This window comes from Pararhizobium sp. LjRoot238, from assembly GCF_964252955.1.
Lineage (GTDB): Bacteria > Pseudomonadota > Alphaproteobacteria > Rhizobiales > Rhizobiaceae > Pararhizobium.
In genome coordinates this window covers 1-22,254 of sequence record NZ_CAXUPP020000005.1, presented here as the reverse complement: position 1 = coordinate 22,254, position 22,254 = coordinate 1, and the positions used below count along the sequence as shown (strand labels likewise).

The window sequence follows — 22,254 nt, the reverse complement described above, 5'->3', positions numbered from 1 at the left end:
GTCCGACTTGCTCTCGCTGAGACCTATAGGTCGCCATCGGCGCCCTGAAAGCTTCCGGCGTTTCCTCGCCACTACGAGACGAACATCACGAGAAGAAACGCGAAATCCGTCATGGAACCGCACGGCAAAACTTACACGATGTTACGGGCCACACCCCGCCAATTCTGCTAACATATGCAATCCGAGGGAGGAAAACATGAAAATTGGACGTCGCTGCGCCGTGGGGATACTCGCCTTGGCAACCTTTGCGCCGATTGCGCATGCGGAGGATGATGCTCGCGCCATTCTCAAATCCATGTCGGATTACTTGGCCAAACAGCAGACCTTCTCCGCAACCTTCAACACCGATATTGAAGTTGTGACACCCGATCTGCAGAAGATTCAGTTCGCGAGCTCAGGTCAGGTTGCCGTCAGTCGCCCGAACAAGCTGCATGCGGCCCGCACAGGCGGGTTCGCCGATATCGAAATGATTTTCGACGGCAAGCAGGTGACCATTCATTCGAAGGACGCCAAATCATTCGCCCAGATTGACGCTCCTGGGACGATCGATGAACTCGTTGTAAAGCTTGAATCGGATGGGTATGCGTTGCCTGGTGCCGACCTGCTGCTATCCAACGTCTATGATGTGCTCAATGCCGGCGTTGTTGACGCCAAGCATATCGGAACAGGCGTGATTGGCGGTGTGGAGTGCGAGCATCTGGCCTTTCGCAACGCGGATACGGACTGGCAGTTGTGGGTGCGCACAGGGGCGGAGCCGATCCCTTGCAAATACGTGATCACCTCCAAGGCCGTGGCGGCTGCGCCGCAATATACGCTGATCATCAATTCCTGGAGCGGAGAGGTGAAGGATGATTTTTCATTCGCACCGCCGAGCGACACCAAGCGGGTGGATGCGAAAGCGATGCCCCACATCGACGACATTCCAGAAGGAGCCAGCGAATGACCAGCCGCAAAAAACTTATCGCTTGCGCAGGTATTACCACATTGCTCCTGGTGGGCGACGTCCTTACCGGCGGAGTTGGTTCGTTCATTTCTGAAGCCCAGGCTCGCGTCGGCCGTCCGCTAACGCCAGTGAGCTACGCGGGAGTTGCGCGCCGGACGACGCGCCGGGCCGTTGCTGCGGGAGCGGCAGCCGGCACGGTCTATGCTCCGGGCTGCGTTCAGGTTGTCGATGCCTACGGGCGGGTCTATTACCGGTGTCCATGAAGGGCCTGTGGCGCTGGAGAACAAGAACTGCCTGTGCGCCAAGGGACGATGAACCTTCACGCGGCTTGTCGCAACTTCCCCGACAAGCGGAGCGGCCGGAAGCCGTCCGGTAAAGCCGGCGCGGTGTCCCAAGTGTAGATGCCCGTGAGGTTAATGTGTTCCCAGCTCAGCGGCGACACGTGCTTCAGCACGTTGTCGGAGATATTGCGACCGCTTTGACGCAGATGGGCGACGGCGCGGCTGAGGTAGACGGTGTTCCAGTGAACGATGGCGCTGACGACCAGATTGAGGGCGTCGCGTTAACAGAACGCCAAACAACGCCAAGGGAGGACAAACCGTGAATTGCTTTCCGAGATTGCCACCGGTCTGCTTATCGAACCACCGAAGAAGAGGAAGTGCACCCCGGAGCGGACCCACGAAAGCGATCGGCAACTTTACGATTTCAACTCGTTGCGGATTCACCAAGGTGACACCCGAAGTCAATTGCCTTGACCTTGAACGGGTCCCCTGAAGAGACTTGTTGATCGGAACGAGGATCCTTGGGTTTGACGAAATCCCTCCACTCCAAGACATCACGACCAGCAGCAGGAACATACGACCGACGGTCTGTTCGAAAACCAACGTGCAAGTACTCATTTTTTGGTATTTGACATCGTCCAACGTTGACGTGATCAGATCCTGAACGTCAGCAAGTAGCTCTTATTTTCGATGGCGACTTGTAATACAATTTTAGGTGGCTAGCACGACGTAGGCACCCGTCAAGTTCATCTGAGAAGCATTGCCCGTCGCCCAAAATCCTTCGGCATTTGGGCGCGCCATCGGTTCCGGTTCGATAGCCCATGCGTGGCGATCTTGATTTGGGTCAATGCCAATGACGCGTATCTCTGGCATGTGAACACGTGTAGATAGGCAGGAACATTGAAGATGAACTCAATCTGTCGGATAGCATTGACAGCCGTCGGCCTCGCGGACTGCATCGCTCCCCCGCCTCAGAGCTGGGCCCAGCCGGCCACAACTACTTCCGGCAATCTCGGTCGAACTGTCCCGCCAATCGCGGAGCCGACGCTTCAGCCCATCTGTGAACTCAACGTCTGCGTGGTGACCCGTTCGGCGGCACCAGTGGGCGAGCGCGTACCTTAGTGCGAAACCCTTGACTTGACCCCTTCTGATGCGGCGGGCGGGACACCGCCCATCGAATTAACATTTCGGAAACAATGGGAGGTAACAATGCATGAGTCTACGCTGTTACAGCGGCTGGGGGCGGCTGTTGCCGCACTCATCGTCGGCTGCGCCCTGACGATTGCGACTGCGTCCGCGCAGGGAAAGAAGCCCAATATCCTGATCATCTGGGGCGATGATATCGGCGGCTTCAATATCAGCGCCTACAACATGGGCCTGATGGGCTACAAGACGCCCAACATCGACAGCCTCGCCCGGGAGGGCGCTCTTTTCACCGACTGGTATGGCCAGCAGAGCTGCACGGCCGGCCGGGCAGCATTCATCACCGGACAGTCGCCGATACGCACCGGCCTCACAAAGGTTGGCCTTCCCGGTGCACCGGAGGGCATGAAGAAGGAAGACCCGACGATCGCCACGCTGCTCAAGGCCCAGGGCTACATGACCGGCCAGTTCGGTAAGAACCATCTTGGCGACCGCGACGAGATGCTGCCGACTGCCCATGGCTTCGATGAGTTCTTCGGCAATCTCTACCACCTGAACGCCGAGGAAGAGCCCGAGAATCCCGACTACCCGAAGGATCCCGAGTTCAAGAAGCGGTTCGGGCCGCGCGGTGTCATCCACAGCTTCGCCGGCGGAACCATCACCGACACAGGGCCGCTCACCCGCAAGCGCATGGAGACGATCGACGATGAGGTGACCGAAAAGGCACTGGCTTTCATGGAGAGCGCCAAGAAGGCGGATAAGCCATTCTTCATGTGGTACAACTCCACCCGGATGCACATCTTCACACATTTGAAGGAAGAGTCCGCGGGCAAGACCGGTCTCGGCGTCTATGCCGATGGCATGGTCGAGCATGACGGACACGTCGGCCAGATCCTCGCCAAGCTCAAGGAACTGGGGCTCGAGGACAACACCATCGTCATGTATTCCACCGACAACGGTGCGGAATCCATGTCCTGGCCCGATGGCGGTACCACCATGTTCCGCGGCGAGAAGAACATGCAGTATGAGGGCGGTTACCGCGTGCCCACCGTGATCCGCTGGCCCGGTGTGATCGAGCCCGGGACCGTCATCAACGAAGTCGCCTCGCATGAAGACATGCTCCCGACCCTGCTTGCGGCGGTTGGCGACACGTCGGTCAAGGACGACCTGCTCAAGGGTAGGACCGTCGGTGACATGACGTACAAGATCCATATCGACGGCTACAACCTGCTGCCGGCCCTCAAGGGCGAAGGCGAGTGGCCGCACAAGGAGTTCATCTACTGGACGGACGACGGCAGCGTCGCCGCGCTTCGTTACGGGAACTGGAAGGCCACCTTCCTGCGCCAGGATGCTCACGGCCTGAGCGTCTGGCAGGAGCCTTTCGTGAAGCTTCGCGCGCCGATGCTGACCAATCTGCGTATGGATCCGTTCGAGACCGCTCGTGAGGTCAACTTTGACTACAATCGCTGGTTTGCGGAGCGCATGTTCATGATCGCGCCCGCGGCCGGTTATGTCGGGCAATGGTTGCAGAGCTTCAAGGAGTTTCCGCCGCGCCAGAAACCCGGCAGTTTCAATCTCGACCATGTCATGGAAGCGGTGACGGCACCGCAGCATAACTGACCGGAATTGAAGGCTTGAGCGCATTGCCGCTGGGAAAGCGGCAATGCGCCTATGACAACGACGGAAGGCCGCAGGAAGCAAGACTTTCGACCTTCCTCGACTTCAGCTACCAAAAGCGAGGATAAATCGATGTCCATGTTCGCGCGGGGTTGGATCGCCCTCGCTCTTGGGGTCGCAGCGCTGCTGTCAACGCAAATCGTGGCAAGGGGGGCGGACGACCCGCTGCCTTCCTGGAACGACACGGCGACGAAGCAGGCCATCGTCGCCTTTGTCACGGCGGTCACCACGGAGGGGTCGCCGGATTTCGTGCCGGCTCCTGAGCGCGTCGCCGTGTTCGACAACGACGGCACCCTGTGGGCCGAGCAGCCAATGTATGTGCAGATGACGTTTGCGCTCGACCGCGTCAAGGCGATGGTGCCGTTGCACCCGGAGTGGAAGGACCAGCAGCCCTTCAAGGCCGTGTTGGAAGGCGACATGAAGGCGCTGGCCGAATCCGGCGAACGCGGCGTGGCCGAACTGATCATGGCGACCCATGCCGGCATGACCACAGACGAGTTCGAGATGATCGTGACCGACTGGATCGCCACGGCCCGCGATCCCCGGTTCAACCGGCCCTATACCGATCTGGTCTACCAGCCGATGATCGAACTGCTGGGATATCTGCGCGCCAACGGGTTCAAGACTTACATCGTGTCGGGCGGCGGCATCGAGTTCATGCGGCCGTGGACCGAGCGGGTCTATGGCATTCCACGGGAGAACGTTGTGGGCTCTTCGATCAAGACGACGTTCGAGATGCGCGACGGGAGGCCCGTGTTGTTCCGTCTGCCGCAGCTCGATTTCATCGACGACAAGGCCGGCAAGCCCGTCGGCATCAACGCGCATATCGGCCGCCGCCCGATCGCCGCCTTCGGCAATTCGGATGGTGATCTCGAAATGCTGCAGTGGGCAACGATGGGTGGCGGTGTCCGTTTCGGCCTGATCGTCCACCACACCGACGCGGAACGCGAATACGCCTACGACCGTCAAGCCCTTATTGGAAAGCTCGACAAAGCCCTGGATGCAGCGGTCCTGAACAAATGGACCGTCGTCGACATGAAGGGCGATTGGAAGCGGGTGTTCAAAGACTGAGCGGCAGGGATCGGTACTTGAATGTGATGGGAACGTTGGCCGATGTCCAAAGCCAGCCGTAAGCGCAAGGCGATCGCCCAACCGCGTCCGCAGCCGGTCGGCGTGCCGCGTCGGTTCGCCCAGGGGCGCGCGATCCGGGCTACGGTTGCAATCGCGTCGACCATTCTCGTCGGCGCCGCCGTGGCCTTCTGGCTCGTCAACAGCGGCATATCCGCATCGTCGATCGTGCGTGTGTCGGGCGGCCCGCCCGCCGCCGCGGCATTCGTCGGCAGCGAAACCTGCAGCGGCTGCCATGACACGGAGGCAAACCTCTGGCGCGGTTCGCAGCACAAGCACGCGATGGACCACGCTACCGAACAATCGGTGCTGGGCGACTTCTCCGACGCGCGCTTCGACTACTATGGCGTTCAGTCGCGTTTCTTCCGCAAGGACGGAAAATTCCTCGTCGAAACCGACGGACCGGACGGCAAGCCGGCGAATTTCGAGATCAAGTACACCTTCGGCGTCGATCCGATGCAGCAGTACCTGATTGCGTTCCCCGACGGCCGCCTTCAGGCACTGCCCATCGCCTGGGACAGCCGCCCGAAGGATGAAGGCGGACAGCGCTGGTTCCATCTCTATCCGGACGAGCCAATCCCCCACGATGACATCCTGCATTGGACCAACCTCAACCAGAACTGGAACTATATGTGCGCCGAGTGCCATTCGACCGGGGTGCGCAAGAACTACGACGCTGCGAACGATCGTTTCGCCACCACCTGGGCCGAGATCAGCGTCGGCTGCGAGACCTGCCACGGCGAGGGATCGCGTCACGTCGCCTGGGCGCAGAGCCGGCGGGGCTGGTGGCCGTTCGGCAGCGACGACGAGCCGGAAAAGGGACTCGCGGTCCGCTTCGACGAGCGCGCGGGCGTCAGTTGGACGCCGGATGCCGCGACCGGAATGCCGAAGCGCAGCCTGCAGCCTCCGCTCCTGCGCAAGGAGGTCGAAACTTGCGGCCTCTGTCACGCGCGGCGCGGGCAGCTCTCCGAGGACTGGGTTCCTGGACCGTCGCTGTCCAACACGCACCGCGTCTCGCCGCTCGATCGCAGGCTGTTTCATGCCGACGGGCAGATGCGCGACGTCGAGGAGACATACAACTACGCCCCCTTCAAGCAGAGCAAGATGTTCGCGATGGGGGTCACCTGCAGCGATTGCCATGATCCACACAGCGCCGCATTGCGCGCGCCGGGGGACGGCGTGTGCGCGCAATGTCACGCGCCGGACACCTACCAGACCGTCGCCCACAGCCGTCACAGCGACGCGCAGCCACCGCTTGCATGTGCCTCCTGCCACATGCCGGCGCGCACCTACATGGGGATCGACCGGCGGCACGATCACAGTTTCCGCATCCCGCGGCCGGATCTGACCGTCAAGCTTGGCACGCCCAATGCCTGCAACGATTGCCACAAGGACAAGCCGGCCGAATGGGCGGCGACCGCCGTCAAGAAGTGGTTCGGCCCGGACCGCAAGGGGTTTCAGACCTATGCCGAGGCATTCCATGCCGCGGGGACGGGTCAGCCGGACGCCGACAGGCTTCTTGCCGCGGTCGCCTCTGACGCCAACGCGCCGGCCTTCGCACGCGCCAGCGCATTGGCCGAGCTCAGAGCGTATGTGTCCGGCCTCAACGTCGATCTGGCGCGGTCCGGTCTTGCCGATCGCGACCCGATGGTGCGCATCGGCGCGCTCGACATGCTCGAAGGCGTTCCCGCCGATCGGCTTTGGCCAATGGTTTCGCCCCTTCTCTCCGACCCGGTCCGCGGCGTGCGCCTCAGGGCCGTGTCGCTGCTGGCGACGGTTCCGGCTGCGCGCCAGCCTTCGGCCGATCGCGGCCGTTTCGATCAGGCGGCAGAGGAATTCATCGCCGCCCAGCGCGTCAATGCCGATCGCCCCGAGGGGCGGACCGCGCTGGGCACATTCTTCGCCCAGCACGGTATGGCTGCGGAAGCGGAAGCCGAATACAGGGCCGCGCTGCGTCTGAGCTCCGGGTTTGCGCCGGCGGCGGTCAACCTCGCCGATCTCTACCGGCAGCTTGGACGGGACGCCGATGGCGAGCCGGTGCTGCGCGCCGCACTTACCGCATCGCCGAAGGACTCGGGCATCCATCATGCGCTCGGCTTGACGCTGGTGCGCCTGAAGCAATTCGACAAGGCGCTCGAGGAATTGCGCCAAGCCGCCGAATTCGCGCCCGACCAAGCGCGCTATGCCTATGCCTACGCGATCGCCTTGCATTCGGCCGGGCGCGCCGGCGACGCGATCGCGGTGCTCAAAGCGAACCTCGTGCATCACCCGCGTGATCGGGACACGTTGTTGGCGCTGACGATGCTCAGTCGCGACGGTGGCGATCTCGCCGCCGCCCTTGACTATGCCGAACGGTTGCTGCGGCTCGCCCCGGACGATCACGATCTCTTTCGCTTCATTCGGGAGCTTCGGCGATTGACGAACTCCGGTCAATAAAGTTTCGGCAACCGGTCGCGACTTGCCGTTGCGAGGCCCTCTGGTGGTTTTGAAAGGTGTCGGAAAGCGAGCTTGCCGCACGATTCGATCTACACGGGCCGACTGATGCCCAATCGCCTCATTTCTCGATAGACCGTGGAGCGGCCGGGGCCCAGTTGCCTTGCCGCTTCGGCCGGCGACACCCTAGCCTTGACCAGCGTGATCGCGGCTGCGACCTTTTTCATGTCGAGCGGTTGCCGACCGGGGCGTTTCCCTCTTGCCCTTGCCGCAGCGACACCGTCTTTCGTGTGCTTGGAAATCAACGGTCTATCGGGAAATGCGCCGTCTCGGCATTAGCCGGCCCGCTTAATGGACATTGTTCGCTAACCCCGTGCCCGAAGCGCTGCGGTCAGCGGCAGCCGCGTGGCGGCGATGGCGGGGAGGGCGCCGCCGAGGATGCCGACGGCAAGGCCGAGCAGGCCCGCTGTCAGCAGCACGTCGGGCGTGACGGCGAGCTGGAAGGCCATGCGGGCGTTGTTCGCGCCGATGGTGCTTGCCTGCCAGCCGTTGAAGATCAGCCATGAGGCGAAGAGGCCGAGGACGATGCCGGCGCCCGCGAGCACTACGGCTTCGACCCATGTGCCGAGAAAGGCCGAGAGGCGGCTGAAGCCGAGCGCGCGGACGGTGGCGATCTCGACGGTCCGGTCGGTGACGGAGCTCATCATCGTGTTGAGTGCGCCCGCCGTAGCACCCACGGCCATCAGCAGCGCGACCGGCCAGCCGAACAGGCGGATCAGGCTCGCCGTGCGTCCGGATTGTGCGGCGTAGAGATCGGCCTCGGAAAGGGCGACGAGCGGTGTGCCCGTGATCGTGGCGAGCTTGTCCTGCAAAAGTTTGAGCGCGGCGGCATCGGTGAGGCGGAGTTTCAGGCTTTGCACCTGTCCCTGCCGGTCGAAGGCGGCGCGCACGGCATCGACGTCGGCCCATATTTCGGATTCGAAGGCGCTGCCATCGGCGGAGAAATGACCCGATACCGTCCAGTCGACCGCGCCGAGGCGGACCGTGTCGCCCACGCCGAGGCCGAATTCGCTGGCAAGGCGGTCGCCGACGACGATCTCGCGAGCACCGGGCGTGAAGACGCACCCTGCCGAAAGGCTGATGCCGTCGCGGATCGACGGGCCGGCCGCATCCATGCCGCGCAGCGCCAGCGTGCGTGCCGTTCCATCCGCCGGCTGCTTCACATCGACGGGCACGACGATCTCGCGGGACGAGACGAGTTTGCCGTCCGTATCGCGGGTGACGCCGAGGTCGCCAGTCATGGCGTCGAGCGTGCGGATAACGGTCGCGGGAATATCCGAGCCCGTCTCCTGATTGGTGCCGCCGCCGAGAATGACGGCGACGGAGGGTGAGCCGGCGCCGGTCAGCGCCGTCTCGAACCCTTTCGCCATGGACAGGAACCCGGCGAGCACGCAGACGACGAGCGCGACCGACAGGGCCATGGAGGCGGAAATCGCGAGACGACGCGGCAGGCTGGACAGATTGGTCCGGATCATCACGAACGCTTGTCTGCTGTGGGTGGACATGGGACTACCTCGTTCTGAAAGCTTTGATGATGGGGGTTCGCATCGCGTTGAAGGCCGGCAGGGCGCCGGTTGCGAGGCCGAGGGCGGCGATGATCGAGAGCGCTTTGGCGAGAACCGGCGTGGAGAAGACCAGCCCCAGTTCCGGGCCGGCGATCATGGTGGCGAGCTTCGCCAGAACAAGGCCGAGGCCGCCGCCCACGGCGAAGACGAAGAGGGTCTCGCCGAGAATGAGCGCCATGATGCCGAGGCGGGAGAAGCCGAGCGTCTTCAGCACCCCGATCTCGAATATGCGTTCGCGCACGGCAAAGACCATGGTGTTGACGACGATCATCAGCAGGGTGACGAAGGCGGCGCCGACGACGAGCTTCACGATCAGGCTGATATCGGCATATTGGCGCAGGAAGGCTTCCAGGAACTGCCTTTCCGATTGCGTGCGCGTGGGCGCTGCCGAGTTGGCGAAAAGCGTATCGATCTGGGCGGCAAGCTCCCCCGGCGAGACGCCCGCGCGGGGTCGGACGATGAAGGCATCGACGCTATCTTTGCCGCGCGCGCGGACGGCATTCACATAGTCGTAGCGGGCGATCATGAAATAGGTGTCGGTGGCGGCGGTTTCGCCCTCGAAGATGCCGGCGATCTCGAAGCGCCAGTCGCGCCCGCCGTCCTCTCTCGGCGTGTCGAAGGTGGTGACCGTCGCGCGCTGGCCGACGACCCAGCCTTGCGCCTCGGCCAAGGCGCGGCCGACCAGCACCTTGTCGCGGGCCTGACCGATCGCCTCCACCAACGCGGGCGTCAGCCCGAGCTCCTTGCCGTTGACTGCCATCAGCAGGTCGGGATCGGCGGCACTGATGGCGACGACGTTCTTCTCCACATCGACGAAGCCGCGCAGCCGCGTCACATATCCGACGGCCGCGACGTCAGGGTCGACGGCAATGCGCGGCATCGCCGCCATCGGCAGCGGCTGCGTGCGGCCGCTCGCGCTCGTGACGCCGAGAATGTCGTCGCTCGCGCCGGCCGTCCCTTGCGTTCCGTTGAGGAAACTCGCGGTCAGGCCATAGATCAGGAAGGCGACCCCGATCGAGACCATCAGAAGCACGGTGCGGAGCGGCTTTCGCCATGCATTTTTTCGGGCGAGATCAAAGAAGGTCATCAGGCGGCCCTCTTCTCTTCGACGAAATCGCCCTTGTCGAGATGCAGCGTGCGGCGGGCGTAAAGGGCTGCTTGAGGGTCGTGCGTCACCATGACGATGGTCTTTTTCAGGGCCTGGTTGAGAAAACGCAGCATGTCCAGAACCTCGTCGGCGGACTTGCGGTCGAGGTCGCCGGTCGGCTCGTCGCAGAGCAGCAAACCCGGATCGGAGACGATAGCGCGGGCGATGCCGATGCGCTGCTGCTGGCCGCCGGACATCATGGCGGGATATTGTCTTTCGCGCCCGGCAAGCCCGACGAGGTCGAGGACTCTTTCGACGCGGATGCGCCGCTCCTTGCGCGATAGGGGTTTCAGCAGCAGCGGCAGCTCGACATTCTCGGCCGCGGTGAGCATGGGCAGTAGATTGTAGAATTGAAAGACGATGCCCATGTTATGCGCCCGCCAAGCGGAGCGCGCTGCCTCGCCCATCTGGTCGAGGCGGCTTGTGCCGATCCGTAGCGTTCCGGCATCCGGGCTGTCGATACCGGCCAGCATGTTGAGCAGCGTCGATTTGCCCGATCCGGAGGGGCCCATGGCGGCGACGAAATCGCCGTGCGGGATCGCCAGATCGAGCCCGGAGAAGATGGGGATCATCTCCCCGCCCATGCGGAATGCCTTCCTGACTCCACTGAGCGCGATATAGGGGGCGATATTCTCTGTCATTGTGTGGGTTCTCCTGCTTCATCGAGGGTGATGCGGATGCGGGCCGCCATGTTCGGCCGGATGCCGTCGGGCGGACCGTCGAGCGACAGGCGCAGCGAGACGGTGCCCTTTTCGGCGGAGGCGACGGGCGCCAGCCGCAGGACCGCGACGGCGAAGGGCCGGTCGGGGAAACCGTCGAGCACCGCCTGGCCGCGAAGGCCGGGCTTCAGGGCGGCGATGGTGGTTTCAGCCACGTCGGCGTCGATCACGAGGCTTTTGGTATCGGTGATCGTGAGCAGGCTCTGGCTTTCACGAACGCTGTCGATCCGCGCCAGCACCGTGTCGCCGACACGGGCCTCGAGGCGGGTGACGGTGCCGGCGAACGGCGCGCGAACGGTCAGTTCCGCCACCCGTTCCTCCGCGATGCGAATGGCGAGATCGGCACTGTCAGCAGATTGCCGCGCTTGCGCCACCGCGTTTGACGCCCGCTCCGTGGCGGCGCGCGCATCATCAAGCGCCTGCCTTGAGGTCGCGTCACGGGCGGCGAGGATTTCAGTGCGGTCCAGCAGGGTGCGAGCCTGCGCAAGGTCGATCCTGCGGGCGGCAAGGACCAGCTCGGCCTGAGCGTTCGCGGCACTTGCCTGTTCAAGCGCGAAACGGGCGCCTGCATCCTCGAGCCTCACCAGGATCTGACCCGCCTCGACGGGATCACCCAGCGTCACGGCAATCCGCGTGATCCTGCCTTCATATTTGGCGAAAACCGCCGTCATGCGCGGCGCGACGACAAAACCGGAGCCGGTGACCTCGCGGCCGGCCGGGAGGGGATTGCGGGCGGCGGATCGCTCCGCAATTTGCTCGCCCTCGGTCTGCGTCACCGCGACAGCGTCGGCTGTTGCACGTTCCGGTTCCGACAGGGTGCCGGCCATGGTTTTGAACTGGCTAACTATGTCCGACTGATAGAGGGTGACGCCTGCGGCGGCCCCGAACATCAGCGCTGAAATGCTGACCGGCAGGGCGAGACGCCGGAGCATCAGCTTCGGCGACCGGATGTCGAGAGGGACGGGTTCAAGCGATAGCGACTTGAGCGTCTCGGCGCGTTTTCGGCCGCATTCTGTGGCAATGTCGAAATGTGTGTTCATGCCGAGCATCATGGCCGGCGAGGGCGCAAACGCGACCTGAAACGTGTTATGGGTCGTGCTCGATCGCGATCCGGGACGGCGCAGCCTTCCGCTCGCGCCATTCGAGCGGCGACATTTCGGTGACGCGGCGGAATTCGCGGTTGAAGTTGGACTTGGTCTGGAAGCCCACCTCGAACATGATCTCGGTCACGGCCTTGTCCGTTTCGACGAGCAGCGCGCAGGCCTCGGCGATCCGGTGCTCATTGACATATTGCGAAACGTTCTTGCCCGTCGCCCGGTTGATCGCCGTGGAAATCTGTCGCGCCGGTATACCAAGCTTGCGCGCGAGCCGGTCGAGGTTGAGATCGACATTGCGGTAAGCGCGCTTCGTCGCCATCAACGCCTCGACGGCTGACAGCGTTTCCTTGTCCCCGCCCGTTTCGGACGGCACGGCCGCTTCGACCGTTTCCGTCGCCGCGTGGCTTCGGCTCGCGGTCGCCGCGGCAATAGACAGGATGATCAGCGAGGCAAGATTGCCGACCGCAATCAGCGGCGGGGCATGTTCTCCCCGCATCCAGGTCAAATCGAAAAACACGAAGGTATCGACGGCCGCGGAGAAGAGCAGGGCAAGAGCGGCAAAGAGGATGGCGCGGTAGGCGGGTGCTGCCTCTTCGAAGGGCGCGAGGCGCAACGCATCCATCCCCGATCGCATCAGCAGCAAGATCGCAACCGCATAGGCGAGGAAGATTACCACAAGCGCCATGTCGATTGCATCGCGCCATGTCGCCAGCAGCACGACGACGATGAACATGGGAACGGTATGGAGAGCAAGACGGTGCGCCGAAGGCGCGCGGCTCCTGCGCACCAGTTCCGTCACCCCCGCATAGGCGAGCGGCGGCACGGCGGCGGCGCCCACCGGCGCGAGATACATGATGGCGCCCTGCACGCCATATCCCCAGCGCAGGCCGGAGAGCAGCGAGAGAAACGCACTGACGAGGATGAGCGCCAGAAACGGTCGGTTCGCCGGCCTCTCATCACCCTGCCGCACGGCGGCGCCGAAGAGAACGATCAGCAGGATGGCGATGACGAAGGGGAGAGGTACGAATGGCATGAAAATCCGGCGCAGGAATGGAGAGAAGCAGTCTCGGCCATCCTGCGCCGCAGGACAACCTCTCGCGACCTTTATCATGTTCCAGGTCTAATAGTGTCCTGTTTCACAAGCCTGGAACCGCCTCACTGCCGCCAAAACGTGGGACCGCTGACATTTCCTTTGCTTAGCGTTGTTTAGGACAGTTCGCGGAATAACCGCTACGTGTTTCTTGGGGTGATGGTGTAGTTCCACTCTGGATGGAAGGCGTCGCCTTTGACATGGAGGCCTGCCATCTGGGCATCGGAGACCTTGACGCCTTTGTGGTAGGTGCGGGTGTCGAGGGCGCATTCGACCTTGAGGCCGGTCTTTGTCGTGGTGGCACCGATCAGTTCGACCACGGCCAGGCGGCTTTCGAGCGGGCGGCCGCGCCAGTTCTGGGTAATGTGGCAGAACAGGCGGTGTTCGATCTTGTTCCACTTGGAGGTGCCGGGCGGATAATGGTGGACGTGAAGGACCAAGTCGGTCTCGTCGGCCAGTTTCTGCAATTCCAACTTCCATAGCCTGACGCGCGCGCCGTTTGAGCCGCCGCAGTCGGCCGTGACGGTCAGTTCACTTGCCTTGGGATAGCGCTCTCGTCCCATGCGATCGAGCCAGCACCGGATCGACTGGACGGCGAACTCGGCCGTATCGGCGGTAATGCCCAAGCTGACGAAGCCCGCGTTCGCCGTCACGTCGTAGATGCCGTAAGGCACCACCTTGCCCAGTTCCTTGTCCTCGAAGTCATGCACCTTGACGCGGATCGGCGTGCCTTTCGGGCGATAGTCGCTGCCGACATTCTTGTAGTTGCCCACCAGTTCCTTTTTCTTGGTATCGACCGAGATGACCGGTTGGCCCTTGGCTTGGGCCGCAATCACCTTCGTGTTGATGTGCTCGAACTGGGCGTTGCGATCGGGATGGTGCGAGCCTTCGTCCGCCTTGCGGTTGCGCTGACGCGAAAAGCCCAGCTTCACCAACTCCTTGGCCACCGTGTCGGCGCTGATCGGGTGGCCCATCGCCGTCAGCGTGTCGGCGAGTTTATCCATACTCTTCGACACCCAGAGCAAGGGCCGCTCGGGATCGCCCAGCGTGGCCGGCTCCACCAGTCGCTTCAACTGCGCAACAAGCCCAGGATCAAGCGCGCTCACCGCCTTGCGCCCGCCGCCAGCACGCCGAACCTGACCCAGCCCCAGAGGCATGGCATCCAGGTCGTCCTGTCCGCGATTGATCGTCGACCGCGCCAACCCGGTGATCCGCGAGACTGCCGCAAGCCCGCCCCATCCCGCCGTGCTCGCCTCGGCCGCCGCGAACATCCGACGCCCGCGTTCATCGAGCTTGCGCCCCACTGTCTCCCAGCGGTATCTGATGCCATCCTCGTCGATCATGCCATCGACATACGTCTATCTGATCCGGCCGGGAATCCCCCGCACATGAGTCAATCAGACGCACCCTCGACAAATGACGATTCAGTTATTGTTCGGAGCGTCCTTAGCGGGAAACCAACGCTCTGCCCTCAAGATGGCAGGACATGGACCCGCATCGGCCGCCGACGGGTCCATTTTGGCGGTTGGTCTATTGTCATCGTGTCCGTGGTTCTGCAACGTACGTGGCAATCGCCCCATGCGCTGCAACAGCGCACCGAGGCTAAACGGAGTTTGAGATTGAGCGTTGCCTTCACCAAGGAAGAAAGTTCCGAAACTGCTTCGGAAACCCTGCTGCCTGAACGTCCAATTTCGCCGCACCCGAACCTTGTTACGGAAGCGGGATTGAAGGCTCTGGAGTTGCAGCTTCAGCAAGCGCGCGAGGCTTACGATGCAACGAGCACGATCGAAGACGTCAATGAACGACGAAGGCAGGCAGCAAGCCCCTTGCGTGATACGCGCTACTTTGCGGCAAGAGTTCGCACGGCTCAGGTTGTCCCTGAGCAGACTTCGATTGGCACTGTTGCCTTTGGAAGCACGGTAACCTTCAGCCGTAGTGACGGGCGCGTGCAGATGTATCGCATCGTGGGAGAGGACGAAGCCGATCCCAAGGCGGGGTCGATTTCCTACGTATCCCCGGTGGCAAGGCTTCTCATGGGCAAAGTTGTTGGGGATGTCGTCAGCGCAGGGGGGCAAGAACTCGAGATTATTACCATCTCCTAGAGCGTCCATATGGCAACGATGCGAAGGCAGCGGCTGTCCGAGACATTATCGAGCAGGTTATGGCCGGGACCCTTTCCCTTCTTCTCGGATCAACGGGCCTATGCGGCAATCCAAGGTAGACTACGAAGAGTGCTCTAGGCTTCACATTGCGCTGTGCGGCTTGGGAGAGACGATGCACCAAAATGAAGCGAATGGCGGGTTGAGATAGCATCCGGCATTGGTTATCTGGTGCCAACCGCAAGCGGACCCTCCGCGAAAAACAAGGTGCGTCCCGGCATGATCCCAGATTTCGTCGTCACCCATTCCGGCGGCTTCCATGCCGACGAACTGCTTTCCAGCGTCATCCTGAACCGGCTCTTCCCGCAGGCTCGTCTTGTCCGAAGCCGCGCACCGGAATGGATCACACCCGGCGTGGGCCGCATCATCTACGATGTCGGCGGCATGTATGACGCTACAGCGCAGATATTCGACCACCATCAGCGCGGCGCGCCGCTCCGTGACGATGGCCAGCCCTACAGTTCGTTCGGATTGATCTGGAAGCATTACGGCCGTGACTATCTGGCCGCCTTCGGCCTCCCCGAAGCGCATATCGAGACCGTCCATGCCTCTTTCGATGCCAGTTTCGTGCTGCCGGTCGACCTGATGGACAATGGTGCGCTCAGCCCTTCCGTTGCCGGACCGTTGGCCGGGCTGACGTTGCCGGCTCTGCTGGAGACCTTGAAACCCGTTTTCGACGAGAATGATCCCGAGGCCGAGAATCGCGGATTCGAAAACGCTCTGGCCATTGCCCGTAGCTTCGTCGAGGCAAGGATAGCCCAAAGCGCCGCAAAATTGCGGGCCGAAGGACTTGTGCATCAGGCGATCCAGGATACGGGCCAAGGGCATATCCTTGAACTGCCAATGGGAATGCCGTTCCGTCCCGCCATCGTGAAGGCAGGCGCCGATCACCTGCTGTTTGTCGTTCATCCGCGTGAAAAGGATTGGTGCCTGACCACCATCCGCCGCGCCGACGAAGGGTTTGAGGTGCGGGCCGATCTGCCGGCAGCCTGGGCTGGCCTGACCAATGGTGATTTGGAGGCTGCCTGCGGCATAGATGGCGCGAGCTTCTGCCACAACGGCCGCTTCATCGCCGCCGCCAAGACCCGCGAAGCTGCACTCGCCATGGCGGAGTTGGCCGTAAGCGAAGCTATTTCTATCGGCCTAGAGCCAAGTATCGACGGTTGAGGTGGCCCGGTCAGAAGTTCCGCTTTCGGCGCTTTTGACACGTGCTTGGCCTCCCGAGTTGGCCAAAGTTGACCTACTCTACTCACACGGCCGCACCGGGGTTCCGTTGCAAACTCTTCGGTTACAGTCGCGGTGGCATTGTTCTCCGGTATGTGCCGGGAGATTTCGAATGTTCAAGGGCCGCCACTTCGACCAGTCGGTGATTTTGTTATGCGTGCGCTGGTATCTGGCCTACGGTCTCAGCTTGCGTGACTGAAGGAAATGATGGCCGAACGCGGTATCAGCATTGATCATTCGACGATCCATCGCTGGGTCGTACACTTTTCTCCCATGCTGTTGGAGCGCTTCAACCGGCGCAAGCGTGCTGTCACCGGCAAATGGCACGCCGATGAAACCTACATCAAAGTCCGGGGGCAATGGATGTACCTCTATCGCGCCATCGACAGTGCCGGCGACACGGTCGAATTTTGGTTCAGCGAACATCGGGACCTGCGTACGGCCAAACGGTTCTTCAGGAATGCATTCAACCACCACGGCCGCCCCGATCGCATCGTCATCGACGGTAGCCAGACCAACCGGGAAGCCATCGTGTCTTGTGATGCAATCGCGCGCCTGAAGGACCATTCGGGCCGGGCCGTCGAACCGATCCGTATTCGGCCAGTACCTGAACAACCGCATCGAGCAGGATCACCGACGAGTTAAGCGGCGCGTAAGACCGATGCTCGGTTTTAACTCTGTCGCCAGCGCAACGGCGACGCTGTCCGGCATTGAAATGCTTCACATGATGCGCAAGAGACAGGCTCAATATCCCTCCCATCCAAACCCGTCCCTCGCCGAACAGTTCGCCATCCTGGCAGATGCCGTCTGACGCAGTGAAGGATCAGTCTGGCTTGCCAGCTCTGCGGATTTTGCAACACAACCCTGGACAGGGTTCGGTGGCATCGCCGCTTCTGGCCAACGTCTACCTGCACTACGTGTTCGACCTGTGGGCCGCACGCTGGAGACGGCAGAAGGCCAAGGGCGACATGATCATCATACGGTACGCCGACGACATTGTGGTCGGGTTCCAGTATGAAAACGATGCCCGCCGCTTCTGGGATGAGATGCGCGAGCGACTGCAAGAGTTTGCGCTGTCGTTGCATCCGGAAAAGACCCGCCTGATCGAGTTTGGCCGCTTCGCAGCAGCCCAGCGCGCTTCAGTCGGGCTCGGTAAACCGGCGACCTTCAACTTTCTCGGTTTCACTTTCATCTGCAGCAAATCCCGTCGGGGTAAATTCGTCGTCAAGCGGCGAACCAGACGAGATCGCATGCAGGCAAGGCTGAAAGAGATAAAGGGAGAGTTGCGACGGCGACTGCACCAGCCCATCCCCGAGCAAGGGAAATGGCTGCGGCAGGTCGTTACCGGCTTTTTCGCCTATCATGCCGTGCCGCATAACGGCGCGGCGCTAGGGTCGTTCCGCCACCATGCCACCGACCTTTGGAGGCGCTCGCTTCGGCGACGCAGCCAAAAGGACACGCTGACATGGACCGGATGAAGAAGCTGGCTGACGACTGGCTCCCCAAACCGCTCATCCTTCACCCTTGGCCTAGCGATCGCTTCGCCGTCAAACACCTGAGGTAGGAGCCGTATGCGGGAATTCCGCACGTGCGGATCTGTGCGGGGGGCGCCCAGCGATGGGCGTCCCTACCGCGTTCGTGATTTTATGAGCAATTTTAGTTCAACTCGCTTCCGCCAAAAAATCAGGAATTGCGCGACAGCGGCATGCTCTCTTGATGTCCTTCGAGGCACGCCGAGATCGCCCGCAGCTGGAATTCCAGTGCGGGGCCCTGTGCCGGGAACCGGCCGTCCAGCGCAGAGGTACCGACGGTAAATCCCGCTGCGCCACTCTTACGAATAGTCTCGACCTGATCCGGCCGGTCCACCGATCCAGCGACGATAATGGGCTTGGGCACGGCTCGGCACACAGCGTCGATGAGAGATGGCACATTGCCTGCCGAACGGTAGGCGAGAAGGTCGAGACCGGCGACACCGGGATGGCTGGCGAGCGCGACGGCGCTTTTGACGATCTCGGCCTGCGATCCTTCGAGAATGCTCGGGTGCCCGACGATGCGGCCCGGAAACGGATAGTAGCGGATGGGCGTCCCTTCCAGCAGCGGCAGCACGTCTTCGGCATGGGTGCCCCCGAGAAGATAGTCGACGCCGAGGTCGATCGCCGCCTTGACCGAGCGGATCTCGCTGTCGCGGTCGAGCGATACGACTTCGAGATAGGTGCTGGCTCCGCCCTCGCGAATCTGGCGGGCGAGGCCGGCGAGCGCGTCGAACGGCAGGCCGACGTCCTTGAAGCCGATGTGGCGGATTCCGGCCCGGAGCGCCGTTTCGGCGTGGACGGCGGCGTCGGCCACGGTGCGGTCGTTGCGTGTCAGCATGAAGATGAAGTCGAATGGCGTCATGGGGTGTCGGCTTTCAGGTTCGGGAGGGAAGCCTTCAGCCGAAGGGCGTAGTCGAAGGCGGTCTCAAGGCTGGAGGGGTCGGCAACGCCGGACCCCGCGATGTCGAAGGCGGTGCCGTGATCGGGGCTGGTGCGCACGAACGGCAGGCCCAGCGTGACGTTCACGCCATGGTCGAGGCCCATGTATTTGACCGGGATGAGGCCCTGGTCGTGATACTGCGCGACCACGATGTCGAAGCGGCCCTTGCGGGCCTGCATGAACACGGTGTCGCCGGGCCATGGGCCGGATGCGTCGATACCTTCGGCGCGGGCCGCCTCGATCGCCGGCCGGATGATGCGGATTTCCTCGTCTCCGAAGAGACCGCCTTCGCCGGCATGCGGATTGAGGCCCGCGACAGCGACGCGCGGATGGGCGATGCCGAGCGCCTGCGCACCGGCATGGGCCAGCTGGATCGCGTCCATCTGCGCCGCGAAATCGCCTTTGCGGATCGCCTCGGATAGCGAACAATGGATGGTGACGAGGACCGTACGAATGTCCTCGTTCGCCAGCATCATGGCAACCTTGGGAGCGCCGCCATGATCGGCCAGGATTTCGGTGTGGCCGGGATAGTGCAGACCGGCGGCGGCGAGCGCTTCCTTGTGGATCGGCGCCGTGACGATGCCGCCCACGCGACCGTCCCGCGCCAGTCGGATCGCGGCGACGATGGCGTCGAACGCCGCGCGTCCACCGATGGCCGAAACCTGGCTGACCGGTGGCAGGACGCAAAGCTGCGAGGAGCAAAGCACGTTGAGCGTTCCGTCCTCGAGCACGGTCTCATCGAGGGAAGCGATCGGCCGGACCCGCACATCAGCATCCAGCGCGGAAAGGGCGTGGTTCATCACCAGCGGATCACCGACGACGATCCAGTGCCGCTTGTCCGGGCGACGGAGATACATTTTTGCGATGATCTCGGGGCCGATGCCGGAGGGATCGCCCATGGTCACGGCGAGAGGAGCGTCATGGGCGGTCATGGATCAGAGCCTTTCGTGAAAGCGGTTTGGCCAGCAGGCCGCGGGCGGCATCAAGGAGTGCCGACGGTGAGCCGAACCCTCCCGCCTTCATGGCGATGGTGATCGACGCTCCGTCCACCCGTTCGGCGCGGCCGACCGGAAAGCCGGGCTCCAGCTCGCAGGTGAGAAAGAAACGGGTGACGCCGAGGCGGTCGAGGATCGCCGCCATTGTCTCGCCGCCGGTGGCGATCACCGCGTCATAGTCATGCCGAACGACAGATGCGGCTGCTTGTCCGGCGAGGTTCGCCATCAACGCGCTGGCATTCGCCTGCCGTTGCAGCGGTGCCCGAAGGCAAATCACACGGGCATCGCCGGGAGCGTCGGCCATGTCGGTGACGACGGGAACGCCTTGTGCCCGCAAGGTCTCGCATTGGGCGCGCGTCACCGGATTGGCGCTTCCTGCGACGATCAGCACGCGCCCGGCGGCTTTGCCCGTTACCGGGCGTCCATCCGGCACAGCAGGGACCAGCGATGCCAGCGCGATGGCGAGACCAGGAGAGCCCACCCACAGGACAGTCTCAGGATCGGGGATGCTGGCGACTTGCCGGTTCAGTACGTCTTGGCTGTCGGCGTCGAGGATCAGAATGGATGCGTTCGTTGCCGCATCGCCGAAACTGTCTGGGGCGAGAATGATCGGTCTCCCCAGGGACGGGTCGATCAGATTGGCAACGTGCGATGTGCCTGCGGGATGGACTGGATCACAGCCGTAGACGCTTTGGCTCACGGGAATGCCGCTCACCGTCTGGATCCCGCCGACGGTGAGCCGCCCCACTTCGGGAAAGGCTGGAGCGATGACAAGCCTGCTCCGGCCGCTTGCGCGAAAGGCGGCGGCGACTTCCACGCGGATATGGCCGCGCAGGGTCGAATCGATCGTCTTGAACAGAAGGCGGGCATTTGAGAGGGCCGACACGGCGTCGGCCGTAGCCTTTGTCGCCTGCCAGATGGCAGAGGCGCGGCTGTTGGTGTCGATCGAAACGACGGCCCCATTTTCCGGGCCGTCGGCATTTCGCTTGATCAGAGGCGCATGGCCTTTCGCGAGAAAGGCCGCCGCGCCGTCGGTAGCACTGGTCAGGTCGTCGGCGATTATCCCGACGAGGAGAGATGTGTTCTGCTTCATGTTGGTGACATTAGCAGAACGGTCAGAACAGATTATCCATATGATCTGACGATTGGTGGTGATATGAAATCACCAATGAAACGATCGGACATACCTTTTCTCGACGATCTGCGTGCCTTCGAAACAGTGGCGCGTCTAGGGTCTGTGCGTGCTGCGGCTGCCGAACTCGCTCTGACGCATGGTGCAGTGAGCCGTCGCGTCTCCAAACTCTCCGCCGATCTTGGTCTGCGCTTGCTCGAAGCGGACGGACGCGGAGTGCGTCTGACCTCCGATGGCGAGAAGCTGGCGGAGGCGACCGGTAAGGCGTTCAGCTTAATCACTGATACCTTGGCAGAAATCAGATCCGGCTCGACGCCCATTCCGATCATCCTGTCCTGCGAGCGCTCGCTGGCGATGCGCTGGCTGATTCCGCGCCTGTCTGGGTTTCAGGATCGATACCCGGATGTCGAGGTGCATCTGTCGACCGGCGGCGGTGCGCTCGACTTCGCGCGCGACCGGGTGACGCTTGCGATCCGCCGTCTCGATTTTCTGGTGGACCCGGAATGGACCATCATCAGGCTGATGCCCGAGCGTGTTGGTCCGGTAATGCTACCATCCCTGCGCAAGCGGTTCGAGAGTGGCGACTATGTGGCGCTCGGATCACGGACGCGACCGAATGCTTGGGAAGCGTGGTTCGACGAGCACATGGATGCGCCGCGTCCTCGAACGACCCGATTGCTGGATCATCATTTCCTGATGGCAGAAGCAGCCCTGGGTGGTCTTGGCGTTGCTCTTGCACCACAAGCGATTGCAGCGGATGACGTCGCGAATGGGCGATTGGAAGCACCACTCGGCTTTGATCGCGACGGGACCGACTACGGCCTGATCCATCCGAAGTCGATCATTGTTTCAACCGGCCTCTCCGCATTGCGAGATTGGCTGACCACAGAGTCCGAGATATCGTTCAAGAAGATATAGAAAGTGTAGGAATGGTTGCACGCCAGAATCGTTTCGCAGGACTCCCAATAAAAATTAGACTTGTGCGCCTG

Annotated in this window: 17 protein-coding genes and 2 pseudogenes; 9 read left to right on the top strand and 10 right to left on the bottom strand. The window is 62.5% G+C overall.

What is annotated here, in order from left to right:
- Nucleotides 1–196: 196 nt before the first annotated feature.
- Nucleotides 197–943 (top strand): DUF2092 domain-containing protein, encoded by a 747-nt coding sequence (locus tag ACSQ3F_RS27765; protein ID WP_436103388.1) that lies wholly within the window; start codon nucleotides 197–199, stop codon nucleotides 941–943.
- A 319-nt stretch (nucleotides 944–1,262) separates the two neighbouring features.
- Here ACSQ3F_RS27765 and ACSQ3F_RS27760 read toward each other — a convergent pair.
- Nucleotides 1,263–1,496 (bottom strand): annotated as a pseudogene (locus ACSQ3F_RS27760) (Tn3 family transposase); the annotation flags it as partial.
- Nucleotides 1,497–2,433: 937 nt separating this feature from the next.
- Between ACSQ3F_RS27760 and ACSQ3F_RS27755 the strand changes: the two are divergent.
- From ACSQ3F_RS27755 to ACSQ3F_RS27745, 3 genes are all read left to right on the top strand, one after another.
- Nucleotides 2,434–3,987, top strand: a complete 1,554-nt coding sequence (locus ACSQ3F_RS27755; protein WP_436103387.1) for an arylsulfatase — start codon at nucleotides 2,434–2,436, stop codon at nucleotides 3,985–3,987.
- Between the two features lie 129 nt (nucleotides 3,988–4,116).
- Nucleotides 4,117–5,115, top strand: coding sequence for an HAD family hydrolase (locus ACSQ3F_RS27750; protein ID WP_436103386.1), 999 nt, complete (start codon nucleotides 4,117–4,119; stop codon nucleotides 5,113–5,115).
- A gap of 42 nt (nucleotides 5,116–5,157) precedes the next feature.
- Complete coding sequence (locus ACSQ3F_RS27745; protein ID WP_436103385.1) at nucleotides 5,158–7,608, top strand: tetratricopeptide repeat protein; 2,451 nt, start codon at nucleotides 5,158–5,160, stop codon at nucleotides 7,606–7,608.
- 362 nt (nucleotides 7,609–7,970) lie between these two features.
- Here ACSQ3F_RS27745 and ACSQ3F_RS27740 read toward each other — a convergent pair whose 3' ends face one another.
- From ACSQ3F_RS27740 to ACSQ3F_RS27715, 6 genes are all read right to left on the bottom strand, one after another.
- Nucleotides 7,971–9,170, bottom strand: a complete 1,200-nt coding sequence (locus tag ACSQ3F_RS27740; RefSeq protein ID WP_436103384.1) for an ABC transporter permease — start codon at nucleotides 9,168–9,170, stop codon at nucleotides 7,971–7,973.
- Between the two features lie 4 nt (nucleotides 9,171–9,174).
- Nucleotides 9,175–10,317 carry an ABC transporter permease gene (locus ACSQ3F_RS27735; protein WP_436103383.1) on the bottom strand — a complete coding sequence of 381 codons (1,143 nt, stop codon included), beginning with the start codon at nucleotides 10,315–10,317 and terminating at the stop codon, nucleotides 9,175–9,177.
- Nucleotides 10,317–11,018: an ABC transporter ATP-binding protein gene (locus ACSQ3F_RS27730; protein ID WP_436103382.1), complete on the bottom strand. Its 702-nt coding sequence runs from the start codon at nucleotides 11,016–11,018 to the stop codon at nucleotides 10,317–10,319. The genes ACSQ3F_RS27735 and ACSQ3F_RS27730 overlap by 1 nt, the downstream gene beginning before the upstream one ends.
- Nucleotides 11,015–12,136 carry an efflux RND transporter periplasmic adaptor subunit gene (locus tag ACSQ3F_RS27725; protein WP_436103381.1) on the bottom strand — a complete coding sequence of 374 codons (1,122 nt, stop codon included), beginning with the start codon at nucleotides 12,134–12,136 and terminating at the stop codon, nucleotides 11,015–11,017. The genes ACSQ3F_RS27730 and ACSQ3F_RS27725 overlap by 4 nt, the downstream gene beginning before the upstream one ends.
- A 46-nt stretch (nucleotides 12,137–12,182) precedes the next feature.
- The gene (locus ACSQ3F_RS27720; protein ID WP_436103380.1) at nucleotides 12,183–13,226 is read right to left on the bottom strand and encodes a helix-turn-helix domain-containing protein; all 1,044 of its coding nucleotides are present in this window, start codon (nucleotides 13,224–13,226) and stop codon (nucleotides 12,183–12,185) included.
- A gap of 197 nt (nucleotides 13,227–13,423) precedes the next feature.
- Nucleotides 13,424–14,626: an ISAzo13 family transposase gene (locus tag ACSQ3F_RS27715; RefSeq protein WP_436098414.1), complete on the bottom strand. Its 1,203-nt coding sequence runs from the start codon at nucleotides 14,624–14,626 to the stop codon at nucleotides 13,424–13,426.
- A gap of 276 nt (nucleotides 14,627–14,902) precedes the next feature.
- On the opposite strand from ACSQ3F_RS27715, the gene greA reads away from it, so the two are divergent.
- The 4 genes and pseudogenes from greA to ACSQ3F_RS27695 all read left to right on the top strand — a co-directional run bounded on the left by greA (nucleotide 14,903) and on the right by ACSQ3F_RS27695 (nucleotide 18,144).
- A complete protein-coding gene (gene greA, locus ACSQ3F_RS27710; RefSeq protein ID WP_436103379.1) occupies nucleotides 14,903–15,385 on the top strand; it encodes a transcription elongation factor GreA in 483 nt (160 codons plus the stop codon).
- Nucleotides 15,386–15,661: 276 nt separating this feature from the next.
- Nucleotides 15,662–16,609 carry an MYG1 family protein gene (locus ACSQ3F_RS27705; protein ID WP_436103378.1) on the top strand — a complete coding sequence of 316 codons (948 nt, stop codon included), beginning with the start codon at nucleotides 15,662–15,664 and terminating at the stop codon, nucleotides 16,607–16,609.
- Between the two features lie 169 nt (nucleotides 16,610–16,778).
- Nucleotides 16,779–17,477, top strand: a pseudogene (locus ACSQ3F_RS27700) (IS6 family transposase).
- 67 nt (nucleotides 17,478–17,544) lie between these two features.
- Nucleotides 17,545–18,144, top strand: a complete 600-nt coding sequence (locus ACSQ3F_RS27695) for a reverse transcriptase domain-containing protein (protein WP_436103377.1) — start codon at nucleotides 17,545–17,547, stop codon at nucleotides 18,142–18,144.
- 205 nt (nucleotides 18,145–18,349) lie between these two features.
- Here the strand turns inward: ACSQ3F_RS27695 and ACSQ3F_RS27690 are convergent, their stop codons facing one another.
- From ACSQ3F_RS27690 to ACSQ3F_RS27680, 3 genes are read right to left on the bottom strand one after another with little or no spacing between them, the layout of a single operon-like run.
- Nucleotides 18,350–19,060, bottom strand: coding sequence for a 4-hydroxythreonine-4-phosphate dehydrogenase (locus tag ACSQ3F_RS27690; protein ID WP_436103376.1), 711 nt, complete (start codon nucleotides 19,058–19,060; stop codon nucleotides 18,350–18,352).
- Entirely contained in the window at nucleotides 19,057–20,070 is a 1,014-nt protein-coding gene (gene pdxA, locus ACSQ3F_RS27685) for a 4-hydroxythreonine-4-phosphate dehydrogenase PdxA (RefSeq protein ID WP_436103375.1), read from the bottom strand. The genes ACSQ3F_RS27690 and pdxA overlap by 4 nt, the downstream gene beginning before the upstream one ends.
- A complete protein-coding gene (locus ACSQ3F_RS27680; protein ID WP_436103374.1) occupies nucleotides 20,057–21,226 on the bottom strand; it encodes a four-carbon acid sugar kinase family protein in 1,170 nt (389 codons plus the stop codon). Before ACSQ3F_RS27680 ends, pdxA begins: the two co-directional genes overlap by 14 nt.
- Before the next feature lie 75 nt (nucleotides 21,227–21,301).
- On the opposite strand from ACSQ3F_RS27680, the gene ACSQ3F_RS27675 reads away from it, so the two are divergent.
- Nucleotides 21,302–22,183 (top strand): LysR substrate-binding domain-containing protein, encoded by an 882-nt coding sequence (locus tag ACSQ3F_RS27675; protein ID WP_436103373.1) that lies wholly within the window; start codon nucleotides 21,302–21,304, stop codon nucleotides 22,181–22,183.
- Nucleotides 22,184–22,254 lie beyond the last annotated feature (71 nt).